At 67.8% G+C, this 20,053-nt stretch carries 24 protein-coding genes; 9 read left to right on the top strand and 15 right to left on the bottom strand.

Annotated features, from left to right (window positions below):
• The 7 genes from Q5H94_RS04030 to Q5H94_RS04060 are packed head-to-tail and all read right to left on the bottom strand — an operon-like array spanning position 1 to position 6,976.
• On the bottom strand, positions 1–417 hold the full coding sequence (locus Q5H94_RS04030) for a hypothetical protein (RefSeq protein ID WP_304559938.1): 417 nt from the start codon (positions 415–417) through the stop codon (positions 1–3).
• Entirely contained in the window at positions 410–1,738 is a 1,329-nt protein-coding gene (locus Q5H94_RS04035) for a FliI/YscN family ATPase (RefSeq protein ID WP_304559939.1), read from the bottom strand. The genes Q5H94_RS04030 and Q5H94_RS04035 overlap by 8 nt, the downstream gene beginning before the upstream one ends.
• Positions 1,738–2,514, bottom strand: a complete 777-nt coding sequence (locus tag Q5H94_RS04040) for a FliH/SctL family protein (RefSeq protein ID WP_304559940.1) — start codon at positions 2,512–2,514, stop codon at positions 1,738–1,740. The genes Q5H94_RS04035 and Q5H94_RS04040 overlap by 1 nt, the downstream gene beginning before the upstream one ends.
• Complete coding sequence (gene fliG, locus Q5H94_RS04045; RefSeq protein ID WP_304559941.1) at positions 2,507–3,514, bottom strand: flagellar motor switch protein FliG; 1,008 nt, start codon at positions 3,512–3,514, stop codon at positions 2,507–2,509. The genes Q5H94_RS04040 and fliG overlap by 8 nt, the downstream gene beginning before the upstream one ends.
• Positions 3,511–5,298: a flagellar basal-body MS-ring/collar protein FliF gene (gene fliF, locus Q5H94_RS04050; RefSeq protein WP_304559942.1), complete on the bottom strand. Its 1,788-nt coding sequence runs from the start codon at positions 5,296–5,298 to the stop codon at positions 3,511–3,513. The genes fliG and fliF overlap by 4 nt, the downstream gene beginning before the upstream one ends.
• A 5-nt stretch (positions 5,299–5,303) precedes the next feature.
• A complete protein-coding gene (fliE, locus tag Q5H94_RS04055) occupies positions 5,304–5,657 on the bottom strand; it encodes a flagellar hook-basal body complex protein FliE (RefSeq protein ID WP_304559943.1) in 354 nt (117 codons plus the stop codon).
• A complete protein-coding gene (locus tag Q5H94_RS04060; protein ID WP_304559944.1) occupies positions 5,654–6,976 on the bottom strand; it encodes a sigma-54 interaction domain-containing protein in 1,323 nt (440 codons plus the stop codon). Before Q5H94_RS04060 ends, fliE begins: the two co-directional genes overlap by 4 nt.
• Between Q5H94_RS04060 and Q5H94_RS04065 the strand changes: the two genes are divergently transcribed.
• The 4 genes from Q5H94_RS04065 (at position 6,975) to Q5H94_RS04080 (ending at position 9,806) form a co-directional block, all read left to right on the top strand.
• Positions 6,975–7,157 (top strand): hypothetical protein, encoded by a 183-nt coding sequence (locus Q5H94_RS04065; RefSeq protein WP_304559945.1) that lies wholly within the window; start codon positions 6,975–6,977, stop codon positions 7,155–7,157. The two genes, Q5H94_RS04060 and Q5H94_RS04065, sit on opposite strands and share 2 nt — an antisense overlap.
• 91 nt (positions 7,158–7,248) lie before the next feature.
• Entirely contained in the window at positions 7,249–8,070 is an 822-nt protein-coding gene (locus Q5H94_RS04070; RefSeq protein WP_304559946.1) for a flagellin N-terminal helical domain-containing protein, read from the top strand.
• 248 nt (positions 8,071–8,318) lie between these two features.
• Positions 8,319–9,149, top strand: a complete 831-nt coding sequence (locus Q5H94_RS04075; RefSeq protein ID WP_304559947.1) for a flagellin N-terminal helical domain-containing protein — start codon at positions 8,319–8,321, stop codon at positions 9,147–9,149.
• 336 nt (positions 9,150–9,485) lie between these two features.
• On the top strand, positions 9,486–9,806 hold the full coding sequence (locus tag Q5H94_RS04080; RefSeq protein WP_304559948.1) for a UrcA family protein: 321 nt from the start codon (positions 9,486–9,488) through the stop codon (positions 9,804–9,806).
• Positions 9,807–9,970: 164 nt separating this feature from the next.
• Here the strand turns inward: Q5H94_RS04080 and Q5H94_RS04085 are convergent, their stop codons facing one another.
• From Q5H94_RS04085 to Q5H94_RS04120, 8 genes are all read right to left on the bottom strand, one after another.
• On the bottom strand, positions 9,971–10,714 hold the full coding sequence (locus tag Q5H94_RS04085) for a sigma-70 family RNA polymerase sigma factor (protein WP_304560159.1): 744 nt from the start codon (positions 10,712–10,714) through the stop codon (positions 9,971–9,973).
• A 2-nt stretch (positions 10,715–10,716) separates the two neighbouring features.
• Positions 10,717–12,705: a flagellar biosynthesis protein FlhA gene (flhA, locus tag Q5H94_RS04090; protein WP_431312139.1), complete on the bottom strand. Its 1,989-nt coding sequence runs from the start codon at positions 12,703–12,705 to the stop codon at positions 10,717–10,719.
• 90 nt (positions 12,706–12,795) lie between these two features.
• Positions 12,796–13,686 (bottom strand): lytic transglycosylase domain-containing protein, encoded by an 891-nt coding sequence (locus tag Q5H94_RS04095; protein ID WP_304559949.1) that lies wholly within the window; start codon positions 13,684–13,686, stop codon positions 12,796–12,798.
• A 189-nt stretch (positions 13,687–13,875) separates the two neighbouring features.
• The gene (locus tag Q5H94_RS04100) at positions 13,876–14,193 is read right to left on the bottom strand and encodes a flagellar protein FlgN (protein WP_304559950.1); all 318 of its coding nucleotides are present in this window, start codon (positions 14,191–14,193) and stop codon (positions 13,876–13,878) included.
• Positions 14,190–14,471 (bottom strand): flagellar biosynthesis anti-sigma factor FlgM, encoded by a 282-nt coding sequence (gene flgM / locus Q5H94_RS04105; RefSeq protein WP_304559951.1) that lies wholly within the window; start codon positions 14,469–14,471, stop codon positions 14,190–14,192. The genes Q5H94_RS04100 and flgM overlap by 4 nt, the downstream gene beginning before the upstream one ends.
• A 61-nt stretch (positions 14,472–14,532) precedes the next feature.
• Positions 14,533–15,063, bottom strand: coding sequence for a flagella basal body P-ring formation protein FlgA (locus tag Q5H94_RS04110; protein ID WP_304559952.1), 531 nt, complete (start codon positions 15,061–15,063; stop codon positions 14,533–14,535).
• A complete protein-coding gene (locus Q5H94_RS04115; protein WP_304559953.1) occupies positions 15,060–15,653 on the bottom strand; it encodes a flagellar motor protein MotB in 594 nt (197 codons plus the stop codon). Before Q5H94_RS04115 ends, Q5H94_RS04110 begins: the two co-directional genes overlap by 4 nt.
• Positions 15,650–16,330 carry a motility protein A gene (locus Q5H94_RS04120; protein ID WP_304559954.1) on the bottom strand — a complete coding sequence of 227 codons (681 nt, stop codon included), beginning with the start codon at positions 16,328–16,330 and terminating at the stop codon, positions 15,650–15,652. Before Q5H94_RS04120 ends, Q5H94_RS04115 begins: the two co-directional genes overlap by 4 nt.
• Positions 16,331–16,536: 206 nt before the next feature.
• Here Q5H94_RS04120 and flgB point away from each other — a divergent pair, with 206 nt between their 5' ends.
• The 5 genes from flgB to Q5H94_RS04145 are packed head-to-tail and all read left to right on the top strand — an operon-like array spanning position 16,537 to position 20,051.
• Positions 16,537–16,887, top strand: coding sequence for a flagellar basal body rod protein FlgB (gene flgB, locus Q5H94_RS04125; protein ID WP_304559955.1), 351 nt, complete (start codon positions 16,537–16,539; stop codon positions 16,885–16,887).
• Positions 16,888–16,889: 2 nt separating this feature from the next.
• A complete protein-coding gene (gene flgC / locus Q5H94_RS04130; RefSeq protein WP_304559956.1) occupies positions 16,890–17,297 on the top strand; it encodes a flagellar basal body rod protein FlgC in 408 nt (135 codons plus the stop codon).
• A gap of 3 nt (positions 17,298–17,300) precedes the next feature.
• Positions 17,301–17,981, top strand: a complete 681-nt coding sequence (locus Q5H94_RS04135) for a flagellar hook assembly protein FlgD (RefSeq protein ID WP_341850084.1) — start codon at positions 17,301–17,303, stop codon at positions 17,979–17,981.
• Positions 17,982–18,018: 37 nt separating this feature from the next.
• On the top strand, positions 18,019–19,278 hold the full coding sequence (locus Q5H94_RS04140; RefSeq protein WP_304559957.1) for a flagellar hook protein FlgE: 1,260 nt from the start codon (positions 18,019–18,021) through the stop codon (positions 19,276–19,278).
• A gap of 26 nt (positions 19,279–19,304) precedes the next feature.
• A complete protein-coding gene (locus tag Q5H94_RS04145; RefSeq protein WP_304559958.1) occupies positions 19,305–20,051 on the top strand; it encodes a flagellar basal body rod protein FlgF in 747 nt (248 codons plus the stop codon).
• The last annotated feature ends 2 nt before the right edge of the window (positions 20,052–20,053 follow it).

Below are 20,053 nucleotides of genomic sequence, written 5' to 3' on the forward strand. Positions count from 1 at the left end.
TCAGCAAGGATCGTGCCGAATCTTCCGGGAGGGCGGCGCATTCTCCAGCGCGCGGATTTCCCGGATCACCGCCTGGGCATCGGCGCGGTCGATCAGTTTCTCGATCGCGCTTTGGTCGCGCTTGGCCTCGCGGGTCTTTTCGGCGGCATGCGTGGCGACCGCCTGGGCGGCGCGCACGCGCCCCTCGGCCGCTTCCGCCGATTGATGCAGCCGGTCGCGGAAGCGCGCGGCGGCGACCAGGGAGAAGCCCTGCGTCGAGACTTCCGACGGCGCGATCGCGTTGGCGAGCTGGGCGATGCGCGCGCGTAGCTGCGATTCGCTCTGCGCGCGGTCGTTGGCGCGCACTTCCTCCGCGCGCACCAGCCCCAGTTGCAGCGTACGGACCTTGTGGATCCGCTCGAGCTTCTTCTTATCCATCGCCGAACACGCCGGTGAGCTCCATCACGGCGTCTTCGAGCGGGATGATCTCGTCCGGGTCCTGCTTCACATATTCCATGATCGCGGGATGGCAGGCGATGGCGGTGTCGATCGCGGGGTCGGCGCCGCCGCGATACGCGCCCATCAGCACGAGATCGCGGTTTTCCTCATAGGTCGCGAGGTGTCGCCTGAGCGTGCGCGCCGCCTTCTGGTGCGGCTTGGGCGTGATGTCGGTCATCACGCGGCTGACCGAGGGGCCGATGTCGATCGCGGGATAGACGCCGCGCTCGGCGAGCGCGCGCGACAGCACGATATGGCCGTCGAGGATCGAGCGCGCCGAGTCGACGACCGGATCGTTGCCGTCGTCACCGTCGGCGAGCACCGTGTAGATCGCGGTGATCGACCCGCCGCTGTGCACGTCGGTGCCGGCGCGTTCGATGAGATTGGGCAGCATCGCGATGGCCGACGGCGGATAGCCGCGCGCCGACGCCGGCTCGCCCAGCGCCAGGCCGATCTCGCGGCCGGCATGGGCGACGCGGGTGAGCGAATCCATGATGAGCAGCACCTGCTTGCCCTCGGCGCGGAAGGCTTCGGCGATGGCTGTGGCGCGGAGGGCACCGCGGATACGCAGCACCGGCGAGTGATTGGCGGGCACCGCGACCACGACCGAGCGACCGCGCGCCTCGCCCGCGACCTTGGTTTCGAGGAAGTCGGCGACCTCGCGGCTGCGTTCGCCGATCAGGCCGATGACGACGACGTCGGCCTTGGCGGCGCGCACGATCATGCCGAGCAGCACCGACTTGCCGACGCCCGAACCGGCCATAATGCCGATGCGCTGGCCCTGGCCGACCGTGAGCAGGCCGTTGATCGCACGCACGCCGACGTCGAGCGGCTTCAGCACGCGGCCACGATCGAGCGGGCTCTGGATCTTGCCGGCGAGCGGCCAGCGGCCAGCACCGCGAATGGGGCCGAGGCCGTCGATCGGCTTGCCTGCGCCGTCTAGCACGCGCCCGAGCAGCGCCGCGCCGACTTCCGCTTCGCCTGCGGCGCCGAGCGGGCGCACCGGCATCTGCGGGACGAGGGCGGCGGGGCCGCCGAGGTTCATCAGGAGCGTGCGTCCGTTGCGGAAACCGATCACCTCGGCCTCGACGCCCGCGCCTTTCGCGCCGACCTGGCAGACGGTGCCGACCGGCAACGACAGGCCGATCGCCTCCATCAGGAGGCCGTCGAACGAGGCGAGCCGCCCCGACACCTTGGGTGCGGGCGCGAAACCGGGCACGCTGAGCGCGCCGAGATAATCGTCAGTGAAACGGTTGAGCATCAGGCGTCCGAATGGGGCATGGCGACACGCTCGATCGCCTGCGAAAGCTGTTCGAGCCACAGGTCTGGCCCGTCCTCGACGATGGTCGAGGCGGATTCGAGCAGGAAACTGCCGCGCGCGATGGTGGCGTCGCCGACCGCGAAGATCGTCTTGGGCAATTTGCCTTCGAGCAGCGCGACATCGTCGGGATGGACGTGGAGCATCGCGCTTTCGGACGCATCGCTCAGCATATCGGTGGCGGTCGCGATGCGCTTGGCGAGGCGGTCGGGCGCGACGCCCACTTCGCCGACCAGTTGCGCGACGAGATAGAGGACGGTCTGGCGCAGCCGCTGCGCGATCTGCTCGCGGTTCAGCCGGCCCTCGGAGCCGAGAGCGGCGACGATGCCCTCGATCAGCGCACGGTCACGGTCCGCACCGGCGCGCGCCTCGGCGAGCCCGGCGGCATAGCCTTCGTCGAAGCCCGCGGTGTGCGCCGCCTCGACGGGATCGATGAAATCGCTCGCCGCCGCCGCTGCCGCATTGGCCGCCGCGTCGAGCTCGAACGGATCCCAGCCCTCGGTCGGGTTCGCACCCGGATCGGCGGGGGAAAAGTGCTTCGGCCCTTCGCTTTTCGCGAAACCGGTCGGGCCGGTGCCCGTCATGGCCCCATGAACGAAGGAATCGCGGATATCGGTGGGCGCGAAGCCCTGCGGCACGCTGAACGCGCGCTGCAATGCCTGCGCCAGAGCATCGTGACGGGCGGCGAGGCCGCTGGTGAAGCCGGACATATCAGACATAATCGTCGTCGCCGCCGCCCATCTGGATGGTGCCGTCCTTGGCAAGGTTGCGGGCGATCTGGATGATCACCTTCTGCGCCTCGAGGACTTCGGAGAGCTTCATCGGGCCGCGTGCCTCCATCTCGTCGCGGATGCCATCGGCCGCGCGGGCGGACATGCAGCCGAGGAAGCGGTTGCGGCCCGTCTCGTCCACGCCTTTCAGCGCGCGGCTCAAGGTATCGCCGTCGATGTTGCGGATCAGGGCGCCCAGGTTCTTGTCGTCGAGATCGAGCAGATTGTCGAAGACGAACATCGCCTCCTCGATCTGCTTGGCGACCTCGCGGTCGATCTTGAACAGCTTCGGCATGACGCGCTGCTCGGTGGATTTGCGCGCGCTCGACATGATCTTCGCCGCCTCGCGCGTACCGCCGAGCATGACGCCAGCACCCGCCTTGGGCGCGGCGGAGCGCTTGCCGAGTACGGTCTTGAGCGTCTCGATCGCCTCGGGCGTGACGGGGCCCAGCCGCGCGACGCGGTGGAGGATGTCGGGCTGCATGCCGTCGGGCAGCGATTCGAGCACCTGCGCCGCGACGGCGGGATCGAGATTGGCGATCAGCACGGCGGCGATCTGCGGATGCTCCTTTTCGATCATGGAGGCGATCTCGCTCGCGTCGAGCCAGTCGAGCAGTTCGATCTGGCAGGATTCCTCCGGCGGCACGATGCGGGCGATCACGCTGTCGGCCTTCTCGCGGCCGAGCGCGCGCGTCATCACCGCCTCGATCTTCGGGCGCGGATCGAACGAAACGCCGCTGCGGTCGCGCGCCTTTTCGACGAAATCGTCGAGCACGCCCTGCATCTCGCTCTCGCTGACGTCGGCGACGGCGAACATCGCCTTGCCGAGCTGGCGGACCTCTTCGGGATCGAGCTTCTGCAGGATCGCGGCGGCCTCTTCCTCGTCGACGAGCATCATCAGGACGGCGGCGCGTTCGACGCCGGTATAGATACGGGCAGGAGCGTTCATGACTTTGCGTCCGCCTTGATCATGTCGCGGACCGCGAGGGCGGCGCGCGCGGGGTTATCGCGGGTGAAGCCGCGGACCATGTCGATCCGGTCCTCGAAATCGCGGGCGTCCTCGATCTCGGCGATCGTGACGGGGGGGGCGGGCGGACGGACGCTGCGGACCTGGCCACCTTCGCCGTCGTCCTCGACCATCTCGTCGCCTTCGGTCGCCTGGCGGCGCGTGCTGCGGCGGGCGGCGATGCGCTGTTCGACCTGCGTGTCGGACGATTTCTTGAGGATCGCCTTGGCGAGCGGACGGACACCGAGGAACAGCACGAGAAGGGCAATGACGATGGCGGTCGCGTTGCGCGCCACGACGGGCACCCAGCCGGATTCATACCAGGGCGGTCCCTTGTTCTCCAGTGCGGTGGCACCGGCGAACTTGCGGCTGACCACGACGATCTGGTCGTTGCGGGCTGCATCCGCGCCGACGGCGGTGCGGACGAGCTGCGTGATCTGCTGGATCTCGACCGGCGAGCGCGGCTTGCCGGTATCGGGATCGCGCAGCAGGACGGCGACCGAGAGGCGCTTGATCGCGCCGGGCGCGGCCCGCGTGACGGACACTTCCTTGCCGAGATCATAGGCGCGGGCATATTGGTCGGTCGATTTCATCGCGTCCGACACGGCGGCACCGGCGGCCTGCACGACACCGGCGGTCGAGCCGGGTGCGGGCGTGGTACCGGCGGCAGGCGTAGCACCCGGCGTCGGGGTCGGAGTCGGCTTGGGAACGCTCAGCGTCGAGGCCGGCGGCGGCGTGTTCGACAGCGCGCCGGGGATGCCGCCGGGTGCCGCTTCGTCGGCGCCCGCCTTGGCCCACTGGCCCTGCTCGGCGCGCAGCGCGCCCTGCTTGTCGTAGCTTTCGCGCGTCGCCTGCGTCTCGTCGAGGTCGACGTCGGCCTGGATCTCGGTGGTGAAATTGCCCGCGCCGACCAGCGGCGTGAGGAGCTGCATCACCTGCGCGCGGTACTTCTCCTCGACGGTGCGCTGGAAGCGGATGCGCTCGTCGCCGGCGGCACCCTGCGCGCTCTGGTCGCTGCCCTTGGTGAGCAGGCCGCCCATCTGGTCGACGATCGTGACGGCGTCGGGCTTCATGCCGGGTACGGATGACGCGACGAGATTGATGATCGAGGACACCTGCGCATCGCCGAGCGAACGGCCGGGCTGCAGCTTGACGATCACCGATGCGGACGGCGCGGCATTGTCGCGAACAAACACCGAAGCCTCGGGCGTGGCGAGATGGACGCGCGCCTCGGCGACGGCGTCGATCTCCTGAATCGAGCGGGCGAGCTCGGTCTCGCGCGCCTGGCGGAGGCGTTCGCCTTCCACCGCGCGGCTGACGCCCATCGGCAACTGATCGAGGATCGCATAGCCGCCGGGTGCCGCTTTCGGCAGGCCTTGCCCGGCGAGCAGGATGCGGGCGCGGGAATAATCGTCCTCGCCCACGGTCAGCGCGCCGGTGCCCTCGTCGATGCGGGACTTGATGTTGGCGGCGGTGAGCGCGGTGGTGACGGCCGACTTGTCCGCATCCGGGAGCCCGGAGAACAACGTCTTCTGCGTCGGCGTGGCGAGCATCATCCAGGCGCCGGCGGCGGCCGCGACGAGGCCGATCAGCAGGATCATCGGCAGGCTGCGGCGCACCGCAGGCTGCGCGAGCATATCCTGGATCTGCCGCAGCGGGTTGGCGAAGCGTTCGGGCACCAGACTGGAGCCGGAGACGACGGTGGAGGGGGTGAGGGCGTTGCTCATCTACATTACACCGGCATGCTCATGATGTCCTTGTAGGCGGACAGGATCTTGTTGCGGACTTGCAGCGTCGCCTCGAAGCCGACCGAAGCCTGCTGACGGGCGAGCATCACCTTGGCGATGTCGATATTTTCGCCGCGCTCATAGGCTTCGGAGAGCTTGCTGGCCTGCTCCTGACCCTGATTGACTGCCTTCAGCGCGTCTTCCATCGACGCGGCGAAGCTGGCGGGCTTGGACGCGGCGGCGGGCGCATCAGCACCGGCGGCGGCATTGGCCTTGGACAGCGCCTGATTGCGTTCCAGGATCTGCGCACGCAGCGCCATCACCCGGTCGACCCCCATCGGGCCCGAGATCGTGCTCATGCCGACATGACCTTATACTGACCGTGGCGTGCGCCGCGGGTGATGTCCTCACCCTGCTCGCGCGCCTTGGCGAGACGGTAGCGCAGGGTGCGCTCCGAAATGCCGAGGCGGCGGGCGGTTTCGATCCGGCTGCCGCCGCACGCGGCGAGCGTGTCGCGGATCGCCTGGAATTCATGCATCTGGACGATGTTGCCGAGCGTGGCGGGCGCTTCCGTCGGCGCTGCGGCCTGCGGGAAGGCGAGCACCGGCGCGACGCTGACCGGGGCGGGCTGCGGCACCGAAGGCGCGCGGTCGAAGACGATATGCTCGGCCGCGATCGTGTCGCCACCGGCAAAGAGCAGGGCGCGCTGGATCACGTTTTCCAGCTCGCGGACGTTGCCGGGCCAGACATGCTCCATCAGCGCATCGATCGCCGATCCGTCGAGCCACGGCGTCGTCACGCGGTTGCCGGCGTGGCGCAGCACCATCGTCGCGGCGAGCGCGGGGATATCCTGCGGGCGCTCGCACAGCGGCTTGGTGGTGAGCGGGAAGACCGACAGGCGGTAGTAAAGATCGGCGCGGAAATTGCCGGCGGCGACCTCGTCCTGCAGGTCGCGGTTGGCGCAGGCGATGACGCGCACGTCGATCGGGATCGGCTGCGATGCGCCGATCGGCACGACCTCACGCTCCTGCAGCACGCGCAGCAGCTTGGCCTGGAGCTGGACCGGCATCTCGGCGATCTCGTCGAGCAGCAGCGTGCCGCCGTGCGCGGCGCGGAAGAAGCCCTCGCCGGCGTTGGCGGCGCCGGTGAAGGCGCCCTTCTGGTGGCCGAACAGCAGCGCCTCGAGCATCGATTCCGGCAGGGCGGCGCAGTTGATCGCGATGAACGGGCCGTCGCGGCGATCCGAACCAAGATGAATCGCGCGCGCGAGGACTTCCTTGCCGGTGCCGGTCGGACCGTTGATCAGGACGGTGATGTCGGCGGAGGCGACGCGCTCGGCGAGGGCATAGAGCGCGAGGCTCTCGGGATCGGCGGCGGTCGGCAGCTCGGGGCCGGCGACCAGCGCGCGGACGAAGGCGTTGCCGACGGCGGCGTCTTCATGATCGAAGGCGACGCGCGCGGGCGAGCCGTCGCGCGATGGGACGATGTAGCGCCCTTCGTTGCCGAGGATGACGGTGCGCGCCGGAGCCGGCGGCACTTCGCCTTCCGCGACCAGATAGATGTCGCCCGGCTGAAGCTTGCCGCTGGCATTGGCAATCTGGAACCCCTGCGCGCGCAGCGAGGACACCAGAGTGAACTTCTGCTGGAGTACGGCAGCCGATGGAACGATCGAACGCATGAATCTTCTTCCCTCTTGTCGCGAGAAGGAATGCGGCCGGGATGGTAAACGCGGGGTTAAGCACGTTGCCGGGGCGGCAAGTTATTTCCGCCTGCAATCCCGTAAGGCAAAATACCTAGGTTTCCCGGTGGTTTGCGCCGACCGGCAAGGCCTTTCCGGCAAGCGGCAACTTTTTGCCTAAAGCCCGGCAACGCTCTGCCGTTTCTCATTTTGGCAGCTTGGCCCTCCGCATTCGGGTGGGGGCGGTGAAGTGGCCAAGAAGGAGATTTGAAATGACTGTTATCGGTACGAACATTTCGGCGCTCCGCGCCGCCAACGCCACGACCTCGGCCAGCTCGATGCTGCAGGTCGCCCAGAACCGCCTGTCGACCGGCAAGCGCATCAACTCGGCAGCAGACGACGCCGCCGGCCTCGCGATCTCGGCAACCATGACCGCCCAGATCCGCGGCATGAACCAGGGCATCCGCAACGCCAACGACGGCGTTTCGATGGCGCAGACGGCAGAAGGCGCGCTCGACGAAGTCACCAACATGCTGCAGCGTATGCGTGAGCTGACCGTGCAGGGCCTGAACGGCACCTACTCGACCACCGACGCGACGAACCTGCAGGCCGAAAAGGACGCCCTCGCTACGCAGATCAGCAGCGTTCTCGCCAATACCAAGTTCAACGGCCAGGCTTTGTTCGACGGCACCGCCGGCACCAGCGGCTCGGTGAAGATCCAGTCCGGCGCCAACACGGCGGACACGGTCACGCTGACCTTCGGCAACCTGAAGGCTGACACGGCGATCACCAACGTCGCCGGCGCCAGCGCTGAAGCGGCGAGCACGACGCTCGACAAGTACGACACGGCGATCGCCAAGGTTGCCTCGACCCGCGCCAAGCTCGGCGCGTCCGAGAACCAGCTGGCGTCTTCGGTCAACACGATGACCGCGAACTCGACCAACCTCAGCGACGCACGCAGCCGCATCGAGGACGCCGACTTCTCGGCCGAGACGACGAACCTCGCCAAGGCGCAGATCCTGAGCCAGGCATCGACCGCGATGCTCGCCCAGGCGAACCAGACGGCACAGAGCGTTCTGAAGCTGCTCCAGTAAGCACTTCTGGCTCCGGCACGCTTCCCCCCGGGCTAACCGGGGCCAGCAGATGACCCTTTTTCCAGAGTACGGAAAGACGGGGCGTCGCGAGAGACCCCGGCGGCACCAGCCGCCGGGGTCTTCAGCGGGCACGCAAAAAATAATTTCGTGTTATCCTAAATGACCGGTGAACGCGGTCGTTTGTTGCCATTGACGGCTCCACCTTCGCCAGGGGGCGCGGGGGATCGTCGGGTACATGGAGACACGTAATGACCGTTATCGGTAGCAACATCGCCGCTTTGCGCGCGTCGAACGCCTCGACGATGGCGAATTCCCAGTTGTCGACCTCGATGGAGCGTCTGTCGACCGGCAAGCGGATCAATTCGGCGAAGGACGACGCCGCCGGCCTCGCGATCGCCGCGACCATGACCGCGCAGGTGCGCGGCATGAACCAGGGCATCCGCAACGCCAACGACGGCATCTCGATGGCGCAGACCGCGGAAGGCGCGCTCAACGAAGTCACCAACATGCTGCAGCGTATGCGTGAACTCGCGGTGCAGAGCGCCAACGGCATCTATTCCACCAGCGATCTGTCGAACATCAAGGCGGAGCAGGACGCATTGTCGGCGGAAATCGCCAATGTCGTCACCAATTCGCAGTTCAACGGCAAGAACCTGTTCAACGGCACCGGCGGTTCGTCGGGCACGATCACGATCCAGGCCGGCGCCAATGCCGTCGACGCGATCACGATGACGCTGCCGAAGCTCACCACCGACACCGATCTCGCCAAGGTCGTCACCGTCTCGAGCGGCACCTCGGTCGCATCGGCGTCGCTTGCCGACTACGACTCGGCGATCGCGAAGGTCGCGAATACCCGCGCCGGCCTCGGCGCGACGCAGAACCAGCTGACCTCGGCCGTCAACAACCTGACCTCGAACTCGACCAACGTGCAGGACGCGCGCAGCCGCATCGAGGATGCCGACTTCTCCGCGGAGACGACGGCGCTCGCCAAGGCGCAGATCCTGAGCCAGGCATCGACCGCGATGCTCGCGCAGGCGAACCAGAGCCAGCAGGGCGTGCTCAAGCTGCTCGGCGGCTGATAATCCGCTTCGAGGCCCCGGCACCGCCCCCAATCGGGTGTCGGTGCCTTGAGCGGGCCTCCGAACGGAAACGCGCGGGGGCATGGAAACCCCGGTGGCCACGCGCCGCCGGGGTTTTTCCGCGTGCCGCGCGGGCGTGAAAAGTCACATTGGGCCACCGACTCGTCATGGCGCAGCCAGATGCGGATGGCGGCGGGTTGGACCACGGAAATCGGCCATACATCGGGCGATCATCGGTCAATCATCAGCTCCTCATCCTCTCTCGTCGGCGCGGCATGCGCGAAAAGACGGGGGTCGGCACGATCGTCGGGCCGCACCCGGATCAGGAGATATGCCATGACCCTTCGCACGCTCGCCACGCTCGCTCTCGCCGCCGCCACGCTCACCGCCGCTCCGGCTTTCGCCGCCCCGCAGGAGGGTGCCGCCACCGTTCGCTATGCCGATCTCGATCTATCGACCGCGGCGGGCGTGGCGACGCTGCACCGCCGCGTCGGCGCAGCACTCGAGACGGTCTGCGGTTCCTATGCCGGTGCGACCTCGTCGGCCTGGTCGGCAGAAGCCGACGCGATCAAGCAGTGCCGCGCCGATGCGCGCAGCAAGGCCGACCAGCAGGTTGCGGCGATCGTCGCTGCGAAGGTGCAGGTGGCTGCGCGGTGAGCCGCAGGATCTTGTGAAAGCAAAAGGGGCGGCCTCGGCCGCCCCTTTTTCGTTTACGCGCCGACGGCAAAGCCGTCGGCCGGGTTCGGAGGCTTCGCACCGATCCGCCGGCCGTCCAGGGCGATGCGCTTTGCGCACCGGCCCGCGGCCCGCGGGCCTTCGCCCTAGACCTGACTCGCCAGCGCCTTTTTCAGCCGGTCGTGCGCCGACTTCTTGATCTGGCAGACCCGCGCCGAGCCGACGCCGAGCACCTGGCCGATCTCCTCGAGGTTCAGTTCCTCGACATAATAGAGCTGGATCACCTGCTGCTCGCGGGTGGGCAGGCCCGAGATCGCGGCGACGAGCGCCTCGCGCATGTCGGCGTCGGCGAGCTGGTCGAAGGCATTGGGCTCGTCGCTGGCGAACCACGGGCCTTCATCGGTGTAGGTCTCGTCGATCGATTCGAAGCGCACCGCTTCCGCCGAGGCATATTCCGCGCGCAGTTTTTCCACCGTTACCTCCAGCCGGGCGGCGATGGCGACCTCGGTCGGGGCCTTGCCGGTTTCGTTGGTGAGCGCGGCGATGGCGTTCTGGTAGGCGCGACGGCGCTGCATCGCGCCGCGCGTCAGCGTCGCCTGCCGGCGCAGCGTATCGATCATCGACCCGCGCACGCGCGTGACGAGATATTGCTCGAACGAGACGAGCCCGCGCTCCTCGAAATTGCTCGCCGCCTCGACCAGCGCGACGAGGCCGATCTGGACGAGATCCTCGACCTCGACGACGCTGCTCATGCTGCCGTGGACGTGCCAGGCGAGGCGGCGCACCAGCGGCAGATGCTTCTTGGCGAGCGCCGCGACGTTCGGGCCCTTGCCCGCGCGGGCATAGGTCAGCGGCGTCGCATCGGCGAAGGCGGCGGGGGTTTGCATCATGCTCATGCTGCCAGCGCTCCGGGAGCACCGATCACGGCGACGACTTCGACGGCTTTTTCTTCTGGCACTTCAAAGAAACTCATCACTGGAGTGTCGGGGAGGCAGGTCTTGACCAGCTTGCGGATGGCGAGCCGGATCGAAGGCTGGACGACGAGCGCGAAGGGCTTGGCCTCGGCGATCAGGGGTTGGGCGGCGCGTTGCAGCGCCTCGACGATGCGGCGGCCGAGATCGGGCTCGATCGTGTGGTGGCGCGACGGGTCCGAACGGACGGCCTGTCCGAGCAGCCCTTCGAGCTGACCTTCGAGCGTCATCACGCGCAGCGGCTCGCGCACGCCGCAGAGCTTGCCGATGATGAGGCCGCCGAGTTCGGGGCGGATCAGTTCGACGATCTCCTCGGCGTCGAGCGACTTCTGCGCGGCGACGGCGATGGCGGCGGCGATGCGGCGGAATTCCTTGAGCGGGATGTTCTCCGCCAGCAGGCCGCGCAGCACCTGGGTGAGCGTGGTGAGCGGCAGCGTGGAGAGCGCGGCAACGAGGCTGGACGCGCGTTCCTTGAGACCGTCGAGCAGCGCCTGCACGTCGTCGGGGCCGAGCAGCTCCGACGCATTGGCGCCGAGCATGTGATTGAGGTGCGTCGCGACGACGGTGCCGGGATCGACGACGAGATAGCCGGCGCCGGTGGCGGCATCCGAATCGCCGGCGTTGATCCACACCGCGTCGAGGCCGAACGTGGGATCCTTGGCCTTCTTGCCGCGCAGCTCGCCATACGCCTGGCCGGTATCGAGCGCGAGCATCTCGTCGGGCGAGACGCTGTCCTCGCCGACGACGACGCCGCCGACGATGATGCGGTAGCTGAACGGCGGCACGTTGATGTCGTCGCGCACGCGCACCTGCGGCACGACGAAGCCGAGTTCCTTCGAAAGCTGACGGCGGACGCCGGTGATGCGGCCCATGAGGGGGGCACCGCGACGCTCGTCGACCAGCGGCACGAGGCCGTAGCCGATGTCGAGATTGACCTGCATGCCGTCGGTGACTTCGTCCCAGCTGATCTTGGACAGGTCGGTGGGTTCGGCGACGACCTCCTCGATGGGGGCGGGGCGGCGGGCGGCCTGGCGCATCTTCCACGCGGCGAAACCGGCGGCGGCGGCGGCGGGCAGGATGACGAGATGCGGCATGCCGGGCATCACGCCGAGCAGCGCGAGGATGACGGCGACCGGAGTCCAGGTGCGCGCCGAGCCGAACTGGCTGCCGATCTGGCCGGCGAGGTCGAGGCTCGACTTGACGCGGGTGACGATGGCGGCGGCGGCGATCGACAGCATCAGCGACGGGATCTGCGCGACGAGCGCGTCGCCGACCGCGAGCAGCACGTAATTGTGCGCGGCGGCACCGATGGTCATGCCGTGGCTGACCGGGCCGAGGATGAGGCCGCCGACGATGTTGGCGGCGAGTATCAGCAGGCCGGCGACGGCGTCGCCCTTCACGAACTTCGACGAACCGTCCATCGAACCGTAGAAATCGGCCTCGGTCGCGACTTCGATGCGGCGGGCCTTGGCTTCCTCGGGCGTGATGAGGCCGGCGTTGAGATCGGCGTCGATCGCCATCTGCTTGCCGGGCAGGGCATCGAGGGTGAAGCGCGCGCTGACTTCGGAGACGCGGCCCGCGCCCTTCGTCACCACGATCATGTTGATGATGACGAGGATGCCGAACACGAACAGGCCGACGACATAGTCGCCGCCGATCAGGAAGGTGCCGAACGCCTCGATGACGCGGCCCGCGGCGCTCTCGCCCTCATGGCCGTGGACCAGCACGACGCGCGTCGAGGCGACGTTCAGTGACAGGCGGAACAGGGTCGCGAACAGCAGCACGGTAGGGAAGGCGGAGAAATCGAGCGGCTTCTGGGCGTTGAGCGCGACCATCAGCACCGCGAGGCTGATGGTGATGTTCATGATGAAGAACAGGTCGAGCATCGCCGACGGGATCGGCACGACCATCAGCACGACGAGCAGCAGGATCGCGACCGGCAGCGACGCCTGGCGCAGGAGCGGCAGGATGCCGCCGGATTTCACAGCAACGGCCACCGCTTAACCCCCCATGCTCGCGAGCATCATGTAGGCGAGCCGCGCATTGTTCGGGCTCGGGCGGAGCAGCAGGTTCGAGGTCTCGGTACGCGTGCTTCCGGTCATCTTGTCCATCATCGATTGCGCCCAGCTCGCGGCGTCGCCGGTGCTGGTCTCGGAATTGCCGGGGATCACTTCCGCGCCGCTCGACCCGAGCGTGGTCGACGCGAGCTGGAGGCGGGAAAAGATCGAGGGGCCGACCGTGGACGCGCCCGAGGCGGCGGCGCCCTTGTCGAGCTTCTGGGTGAAGCGGTCGTAGATCTGCGCGAGCGTGCGCGGCTGGCCGTTCGAGGCGTAGAAGATCGAGCGGTTGGCGCGCGCGGCGGCGGGGAACATCGCAGCACCACTGCGGTTGGGCGCGACCGCCATCGTCTTGAGGAACGAGCGCGCGCCGCCGAGGCCGAGGAAGTGCGCCATATAGAGGTCGGTGCCGTTGGCGTCGCGGCCGAGCGCGCCTTCCAGCGCGTCCTTGTTGTCGCTCGCGTGTTCGGCGGCCATCAGCGAGGCGGTCTGCGGATCGTTGCGCAGATCGAGGATCGCCTTCTTCAGCGAGGGATCGCTGACGGTGAGGCGGCCGGCGCTGTTGGTGGTGATGGAATTGGCGGCCCAGTCGAGCCCGTGCTCGGCACCGTGCTGCTTGACGACCTTGAGCCAGCTCTGCTCGATGAACTGATAGAGGCCCGAGGCGGAGGAGGTGCCGGCCTTGGCATCGGCGCGCATCCCGCTTTCGAGCTGGGCCTGGCCCATCAGATAGCTGAAGTCGACGCCGGTCTTCTGGCTCGCGAACGCGATCGCCGACTGGATCGATCCTGTCGTCGTCGTGGTGTTCGTGGTCGTGAGCGGATTGAAAGGCATTGGTCCCCGGCTGTCAGCCCTTGTTCAAGGGACATCACAGCAAGAGGTGTGCCAGTTTGAATGTTTTGCCGGTTTAAAAGTCCGTTCGGGCTGAGCTTGTCGAAGCCCTACCCTTTCTTTTCGACGGCAGAAGAAGTGCAGCCCTTCGACAAGCTCAGGGCGAACGGGGAGAGGGAAGCGTTTTGCGCCTCAGGCGTAAGCCGCCACGGCATTGCCGCGGTTGTAGCCGCCACCGGCAGCGCCGGTCAGGTTTTGCAGGCGGCGGCGAACATTTGCCGCCATCAGGTTGACGTAGATGCGGCAGGTCTCGTTGAGACGGTTCGCTTCTTCCGCCAGATCGCGCAGTTCCGCGCCGGCCGGGCCGTTGCCGAGCTGGGCGAGGCGGTCGATGCCCGCGAGCTTCTCCGTCGTCGCGCGCTCGAGCGCGGCCACGTCGTTCGCCTTCAGAGCGGCGATCTCGGCATGGAGCGATTCGATGACGGAGATGAGGGCATCGCGGCGGGTCATTTCGACTTCCACTCCTGCTGCATGTTGAGCATTCTCAACGCGGTCAGCTCAGGGTTCAACTTGTAGGTTCCTTCCTTCACCGCCTTGCGCAGCTCGGCGACGCGGGCCGCATCCACCGGCGGGCGCGTTTCGACGCCGCGATCCAGGCTGGACAATTGCAGCGCCGCACCTGCCGTGTCGCCACTGGCGACGGCGGCTTCCGCGCGGGCCAGACGCGTCGCTGTCGCGACCTGCTGGACACTGGCTGACGGCGATTTGGAACCGATCGACTCTACCACGACGCACACCTTGGGTTAGACCACGAAGGGTATAACGGCAGATGCGCGCCGACCTTAAACGTTATTCCGTCCAGCCCGGCAAAGTCGCGCGGCCCTGTTCGACGGCGATCGCCTGCACGCCGTTGCGGCTGTCGTCGACCTTCACCAGGAAGCGGTTGCCCTGCGCGGCGTCGCCCATCGCGATCCCCTCGCGCATGATCTGGAAGCCGGGCAGGCCGGCGGAGATCATCACCGGGTCGCCGCGCTTGATGACGATGACGGGTTTCGGCGGTGCGACCGCGACCGCTGCCATCGCGCGCGGGGCGGCCGGGGCGGGCGTCGGTGCGAGCACCGGCACGAACAGCCGCCAGTCGGGGCCGGTGCAGGTGACGACGACGGTATCGTGCCGGTCGGAACGCCATGCCATCGATACCATCGGGCAAGCGGCAAGTTTCAGCCGGTCGTCGACGCGCGATTGCGCGCCGCCCTCCGCGCCGATCGCCGCGCCGGTGAAGGCGGCGACGCCGCGATCGATCGCGGCGGTATCCTGGAAGGGGGCGGCGAACGCGGGGCTCGCGGCGAGCAGGAGGGGAAGGATCAGGAGGCGCATCATGGTTTTCCTGCGGTAAGCGGATCGGGCTGGGCGGCATCGATTTGCCGGGTGCCGGCAAAGCCGAGCGTGACGGTGACGTTGCGGTGGCCGGCGGTGGGCCTGGGCGCGCCGACGATGGTCATGCGGCCGGCGGGCACGGCGTGGGCGGCGGCGATGGCGGCGGCGACGGCGCGGGCGCGGTCGGTCGCGAGGATCGCGCCGCTGCCGGTGAGCGGATCGACGTCGCCCGGCGATCCGTCGACCGCGCCGGTGATCTTCAGGCTGACGCGCGGATCACGCGCGGCTTCGCGCGCCCAAGCGACGATGCTGGCGGGATCGGCCGGCAGATTTGCCCCGCCGGGTGCGAAATCGAGCACGGCGGCGGCGGCGAGCGGCATCGGCTCGGGCGCATCGGCCTTCGCATCGACGGGCGGCACGGTTTCGGCGCCGAAGCCCGAGCGGATGCCGTTCGCCAGCGCCTTCTTGTCGAGATGCTGGCTCGCCTGCAGGAACACGAAGAAGCCGACCAGCAGGAGCGCGAGGTCGGCGAGCGTCATCAGCCAGGCCGGGCGGCCCTGCGACGTTTCGGGGAAATCGTCGTCGAGCGTCACGCGGCGTCGACCTTGTCGGCCGGCACGAAGCTGACCGGGCGCGGCTGCTCGCGGATGGCGAGCGCGATGAGTGGGGCTTCGAGGCGGAGGCGCTCCATCGCCTCGCCGCGCGCCTGACGGCGCAGGCGGGCGGCGACGGGCGCGGCGATGAGATTGGCGATGAGCGCGCCGTAGAGCGTGGCGAGGAGTGCGACCGCCATCGACGCGCCGATCGCGGCCGGATCCTGCATCTTCACGAACATGCCGACGAGGCCGATCAGCGTGCCGACCATGCCCATCGCCGGCGCGACATCGGCCGCGCCCGCCCAGACGTCGGCGGCGGCGACATGCCGGTCGATCCGCGCACGGCGCGCGTGGCGCAGCAGCTCCTCGATATCCTGCGGGGCACGGCCATCGACGATGGCGGCGACGGCGGCGCGCACGTCCTTGTCCTGGATGACGGTGCGATCGAGCGCGATCACGCCGTGGCGGCGCGCGATGCGCGAAAGATTGCCGACCTGCTCGACCAGCCCGTCCGCGTCGAAGCGCCCGCGCACCAGCGTCGGCAAGGCGGCGATCGCGCGGCCGAGATCGGCGAACGGCGTGCGGAACATGACGGCGAGCGCGGTGCCGCCGCCGACCAGCGCGATCGCGGTCGGGTCCAGGAACGGGGCGAGGGTGGTGGCGATATCAGTCATCGCGAGACTTATAAGCAAAGAGCGGGCCAGTTTTCCTTGTTGCCGCCCCGGCGCGGGAAAGCGGCGGCATACCGGCAAGCCTTGCCGCCCGACCGGCAACGCTTTGCCGGTCCCTCGGCAAAATCCTTGCCGCAACGGCTCCTGCGCAAATTGGCACGGCCTTTGCTGAGTACCGTTCGCGCAATCAGGCGCAGGAGTTCAGGCCGATGGCCGACAACACACTCTTCGGGGTTCATGGTGCCGCACTCGAGGTGCGTTCGCAGCGCATGGGCGTGCTGGCGTCGAACATCGCCAACGCATCCACGCCGGGCTTCAAGGCCAAGGACATCGACTTCAAGGCGGCGCTCGCCAACCTCGAAGGCGGCAGCAGCATCGACCAGGGCATCAACGGCGCGATCAAATACCGCATGCCGAGCCAGCCCAGCCTCGACGGCAACACCGTCGAGCTGTCGTCGGAACAGACCGCCTTCGCCGAGAACGCCGTCCAGTATCAGACGACCCTGTCGTTCCTGAACGGCCGCATCAACCAGATCACGCGCGCGCTGAAGGGAGATTGAGCATGGCCGATCCGCTCAGCATCTTCCAGGTCGCCGGCCGCGCGATGTCCGCACAGCTCGTGCGGATGAACACGACCGCGTCGAACCTCGCCAATGCCGGTGCCGTCGCGAAGTCGGAAGACACCGCCTATCGCACGATGAAGCCGGTGTTCCGCACGCAGTTCGACAAGGCGACCGGCCTCGCCACCGTCGACGTGGAAAGCATCGTCACCGCCGGCGAAGCCCCCACCAAGCGCTACGACCCGTCGCACCCGATGGCCGACAAGGACGGCAACGTCTGGGAAAGCGCCGTCGATGAAACGCGCGAGCTGGTCGACATGATGGAGACCTCGCGCAGCTACCAGAACAACGTCGAGGTCATGAACACGGCCAAGTCGCTGATCCTCGATACCCTCAAATTGGGACGCTAAATCATGAGCACGTTCGACAACACCCTCGCCAGCCTCGGCATCAAGACCACCGCGAGCACCGCCGCCGCCAAGGCGTCGACCGGCTCGCAGACGCTCGGCCAGAGCGACTTCCTGAAACTGATGACCGCGCAGCTCAACAACCAGGATCCGTTCAACCCGGTCGACAACCAGGCGATGGTCGCGCAGATGGCGCAGATCTCGGCGACCTCGGGCATTTCCGAGATGAGCACCACGCTCAAGTCGATCGCCGACAAGCTGAACGGCACCTCGACCGCCGACGCGCTGTCCTATGTCGGCAAGACGGTGCTGACCGAGGGATCGACCGCTTACGGCCGTACCGCGGGCGGGCTTGCCGGCGCGGTCGAGCTGGACGGCGACGCGAGCGACGTCAACGTCACGATCAGCGACGCCAACGGCAACGTCCTCAAGAACCTGTCGCTCGGCAAGCAGAGCAAGGGCACGATCAGCTACGACTGGGACGGCAAGACCGAGGCCGGCGCCGACGCCGGTGCGGGTCCGTTCAAGGTCAAGGTCAGCGCGCAGAACGCAGGCTCGACCGTTACGTCGCGCGGTCTCGTCTGGGCGCCGGTCGAAGCCGTCTCGATGCCCGCCTCGGGCAGCCCCGTCCTCAGCGTGACGGGCATCGGCTCCGTCGCGATCAGCGCCGTCCGCAAGGCCGGCTGAGCCAAACCCCCGCACCCCAGTTCCTCAGGAGTAAACCATGTCCTTCTACACCTCGCTCAGCGGTCTCCAGGTTGCCCAGGCCGACATGAACGTCACGTCGCACAACCTCGCGAACGTCGGCACCAACGGCTTCAAGAAGAGCCGCAGCGACTTCGCCGACGTCATCGCGTCGAACTTCACGACCGATCCGCGCCGCCAGGTCGGCATGGGCGCGACGCTGAAGCAGAACGTGCAGCAGTTCGGTGAGGGCAACCTCAAGACGACGACCTCGGGCCTCGATCTCGCGATCTCGGGCGACGGCTTCTTCGCGGTGCGCACCAACGGCCTCAACGGCACGCTGGCCTATACCCGCAACGGCGGCTTCACGGTCGACAGCAACCGCGACATCGTCGATGCGCAGGGTTCCGCGCTGCTCGGTTATCCGGTCGACGCCAACGGCACGCCGACCGCGACCGACATGGGCAGCCTGACCAAGCTCACCATCCCGGAGATTTCGGGCACGCCCAAGCCGACCGCGAACGTCGCGCTCGACGTCAATCTGCAGTCGGGCGCGACCACGCCCGCCAACGCCTTCGCGCCGAGCGATCCGTCGAGCTACAACGGCTCGGCCGCGACGACCGTGTACGACGCCGCCGGCAACGCGATGACGATGACCACCTATTTCGTCCGCGACAGCGCCAACGACACCGCCACCTCGACCGCGTGGAACGCCTACAGCTACGTCAACGGCCAGCAGATGACCACGGGCGGCGTCGCCGCGACCCCGGTGTCGTTCGACACCACCGGCACGATGCTGACGCCGACCGCCGCGGTCGCCTATGACAGCTTCACCCCCGCCTCGAGCGGCGTCGCGCAGAGCTTCTCGCTCAATCTCGCCGGCTCCGCGCAGACGGCGGGCGGCTTCTCGGTCAATACGCGCAGCCAGGACGGTGCGGCCGTCGGCCAGTTCTCGGGCATCAGCGTCGATTCGACCGGTCTCGTCACGGCGAGCTATTCGAACGGCGACAACAAGCTGCTCGGCAAGGTCGCGCTGGCGAACTTCACCACGCCCACGGGCCTGCGCCAGGTCGGCAACAGCTATTGGCAGCAGACCGGCGTGTCCGGCTCGCCGCAGCTCGGCCAGGCTGGCGACAGCGGCTACGGCGGCCTGATGTCGTCGACGATCGAGGGATCGAACGTCGATATCACCGAGGAACTGGTCAATCTGATCTCGGCGCAGCGCAACTTCCAGGCGAACTCGAAGGCGCTCGATATCCAGAGCTCGCTGATCCAGACCATCTTCCAGATCCAGAGCTGATCCTAGGAAGCGCACGGAGCCCCTGAATGGACAAGCTGATCTATACCGCGGCATCGGGCCTGAAGGCGCATCTCGCGTCGCAGGCCGCGATCGCGAACAACATGGCGAACGCCTCGACGATCGGCTTCCGGTCCGATCGCGTGGTGTTCGACCGGCTGAACCTGACGGGTTCCGGCTTCGACACGCGCAGCCCGGCCTCGGCCGAGGTGATGGACGCCGATCGCAAGCCCGGCGCGATCATGCAGACGGGGCGCCCGCTCGACGTCGCCATCACCGGCGAAAGCTGGATGGCGGTGCAGGCGACCGACGGGACCGAGGCCTATACGCGCCGCGGCGACCTGCAGGTCACGCTGTCGGGCGTTTTGCAGACTGGCGACGGCTTTCCGGTGATGAACAGCTCGGGCGCGCCGATCACGGTGCCACCGGCCGATAGCGTCAAGATCGGCGGCGACGGCTCCGTCATCATCGTGCCGCAGGGCGGCGATGCCACGAACCCGCAGATCATCGACAAGATCAAGATCGCCAGCCCCAAGGGCACCGAGACGGTCAAGGGGCTCGACAACCTCCTCCACGTCAAGGGCGGCGGCGTGCTGCCCGAGGATCTCGAGGCGAAGGTCGAGGGCGGGGCGCTCGAAGGATCGAACGTCAACATGACTCAGGCGCTGGTCGACATGATCGAGAACCAGCGCAGCTACGAGGTCCAGGCGAACCTGATGAAGGACGCCAAGACCATGGACGAGAACGCCGCATCCGTGATGCGCATCCAGAGCTGATA

The organism is Sphingomonas immobilis (assembly GCF_030580995.1).
In the GTDB taxonomy this organism is placed as follows: domain Bacteria; phylum Pseudomonadota; class Alphaproteobacteria; order Sphingomonadales; family Sphingomonadaceae; genus Sphingomonas; species Sphingomonas immobilis.

Coding starts and splice junctions, on each gene's coding strand:
- Q5H94_RS04030 (WP_304559938.1), bottom strand. CDS start 417: ATGGATAAGAAGAAGCTCGAGCGGATCCACAAGGTCCGTACGCTGCAA.
- Q5H94_RS04035 (WP_304559939.1), bottom strand. CDS start 1,738: ATGCTCAACCGTTTCACTGACGATTATCTCGGCGCGCTCAGCGTGCCC.
- Q5H94_RS04040 (WP_304559940.1), bottom strand. CDS start 2,514: ATGTCTGATATGTCCGGCTTCACCAGCGGCCTCGCCGCCCGTCACGAT.
- fliG (WP_304559941.1), bottom strand. CDS start 3,514: ATGAACGCTCCTGCCCGTATCTATACCGGCGTCGAACGCGCCGCCGTC.
- fliF (WP_304559942.1), bottom strand. CDS start 5,298: ATGAGCAACGCCCTCACCCCCTCCACCGTCGTCTCCGGCTCCAGTCTG.
- fliE (WP_304559943.1), bottom strand. CDS start 5,657: ATGAGCACGATCTCGGGCCCGATGGGGGTCGACCGGGTGATGGCGCTG.
- Q5H94_RS04065 (WP_304559945.1), top strand. CDS start 6,975: ATGAATCTTCTTCCCTCTTGTCGCGAGAAGGAATGCGGCCGGGATGGT.
- Q5H94_RS04060 (WP_304559944.1), bottom strand. CDS start 6,976: ATGCGTTCGATCGTTCCATCGGCTGCCGTACTCCAGCAGAAGTTCACT.
- Q5H94_RS04070 (WP_304559946.1), top strand. CDS start 7,249: ATGACTGTTATCGGTACGAACATTTCGGCGCTCCGCGCCGCCAACGCC.
- Q5H94_RS04075 (WP_304559947.1), top strand. CDS start 8,319: ATGACCGTTATCGGTAGCAACATCGCCGCTTTGCGCGCGTCGAACGCC.
- Q5H94_RS04080 (WP_304559948.1), top strand. CDS start 9,486: ATGACCCTTCGCACGCTCGCCACGCTCGCTCTCGCCGCCGCCACGCTC.
- Q5H94_RS04085 (WP_304560159.1), bottom strand. CDS start 10,714: ATGATGCAAACCCCCGCCGCCTTCGCCGATGCGACGCCGCTGACCTAT.
- flhA (WP_431312139.1), bottom strand. CDS start 12,705: ATGGTCGTGCCGATCCCGTCGGCGATGCTCGACCTGTTCTTCATCATG.
- Q5H94_RS04095 (WP_304559949.1), bottom strand. CDS start 13,686: ATGCCTTTCAATCCGCTCACGACCACGAACACCACGACGACGACAGGA.
- Q5H94_RS04100 (WP_304559950.1), bottom strand. CDS start 14,193: ATGACCCGCCGCGATGCCCTCATCTCCGTCATCGAATCGCTCCATGCC.
- Q5H94_RS04110 (WP_304559952.1), bottom strand. CDS start 15,063: ATGATGCGCCTCCTGATCCTTCCCCTCCTGCTCGCCGCGAGCCCCGCG.
- Q5H94_RS04120 (WP_304559954.1), bottom strand. CDS start 16,330: ATGACTGATATCGCCACCACCCTCGCCCCGTTCCTGGACCCGACCGCG.
- flgB (WP_304559955.1), top strand. CDS start 16,537: ATGGCCGACAACACACTCTTCGGGGTTCATGGTGCCGCACTCGAGGTG.
- flgC (WP_304559956.1), top strand. CDS start 16,890: ATGGCCGATCCGCTCAGCATCTTCCAGGTCGCCGGCCGCGCGATGTCC.
- Q5H94_RS04135 (WP_341850084.1), top strand. CDS start 17,301: ATGAGCACGTTCGACAACACCCTCGCCAGCCTCGGCATCAAGACCACC.
- Q5H94_RS04140 (WP_304559957.1), top strand. CDS start 18,019: ATGTCCTTCTACACCTCGCTCAGCGGTCTCCAGGTTGCCCAGGCCGAC.
- Q5H94_RS04145 (WP_304559958.1), top strand. CDS start 19,305: ATGGACAAGCTGATCTATACCGCGGCATCGGGCCTGAAGGCGCATCTC.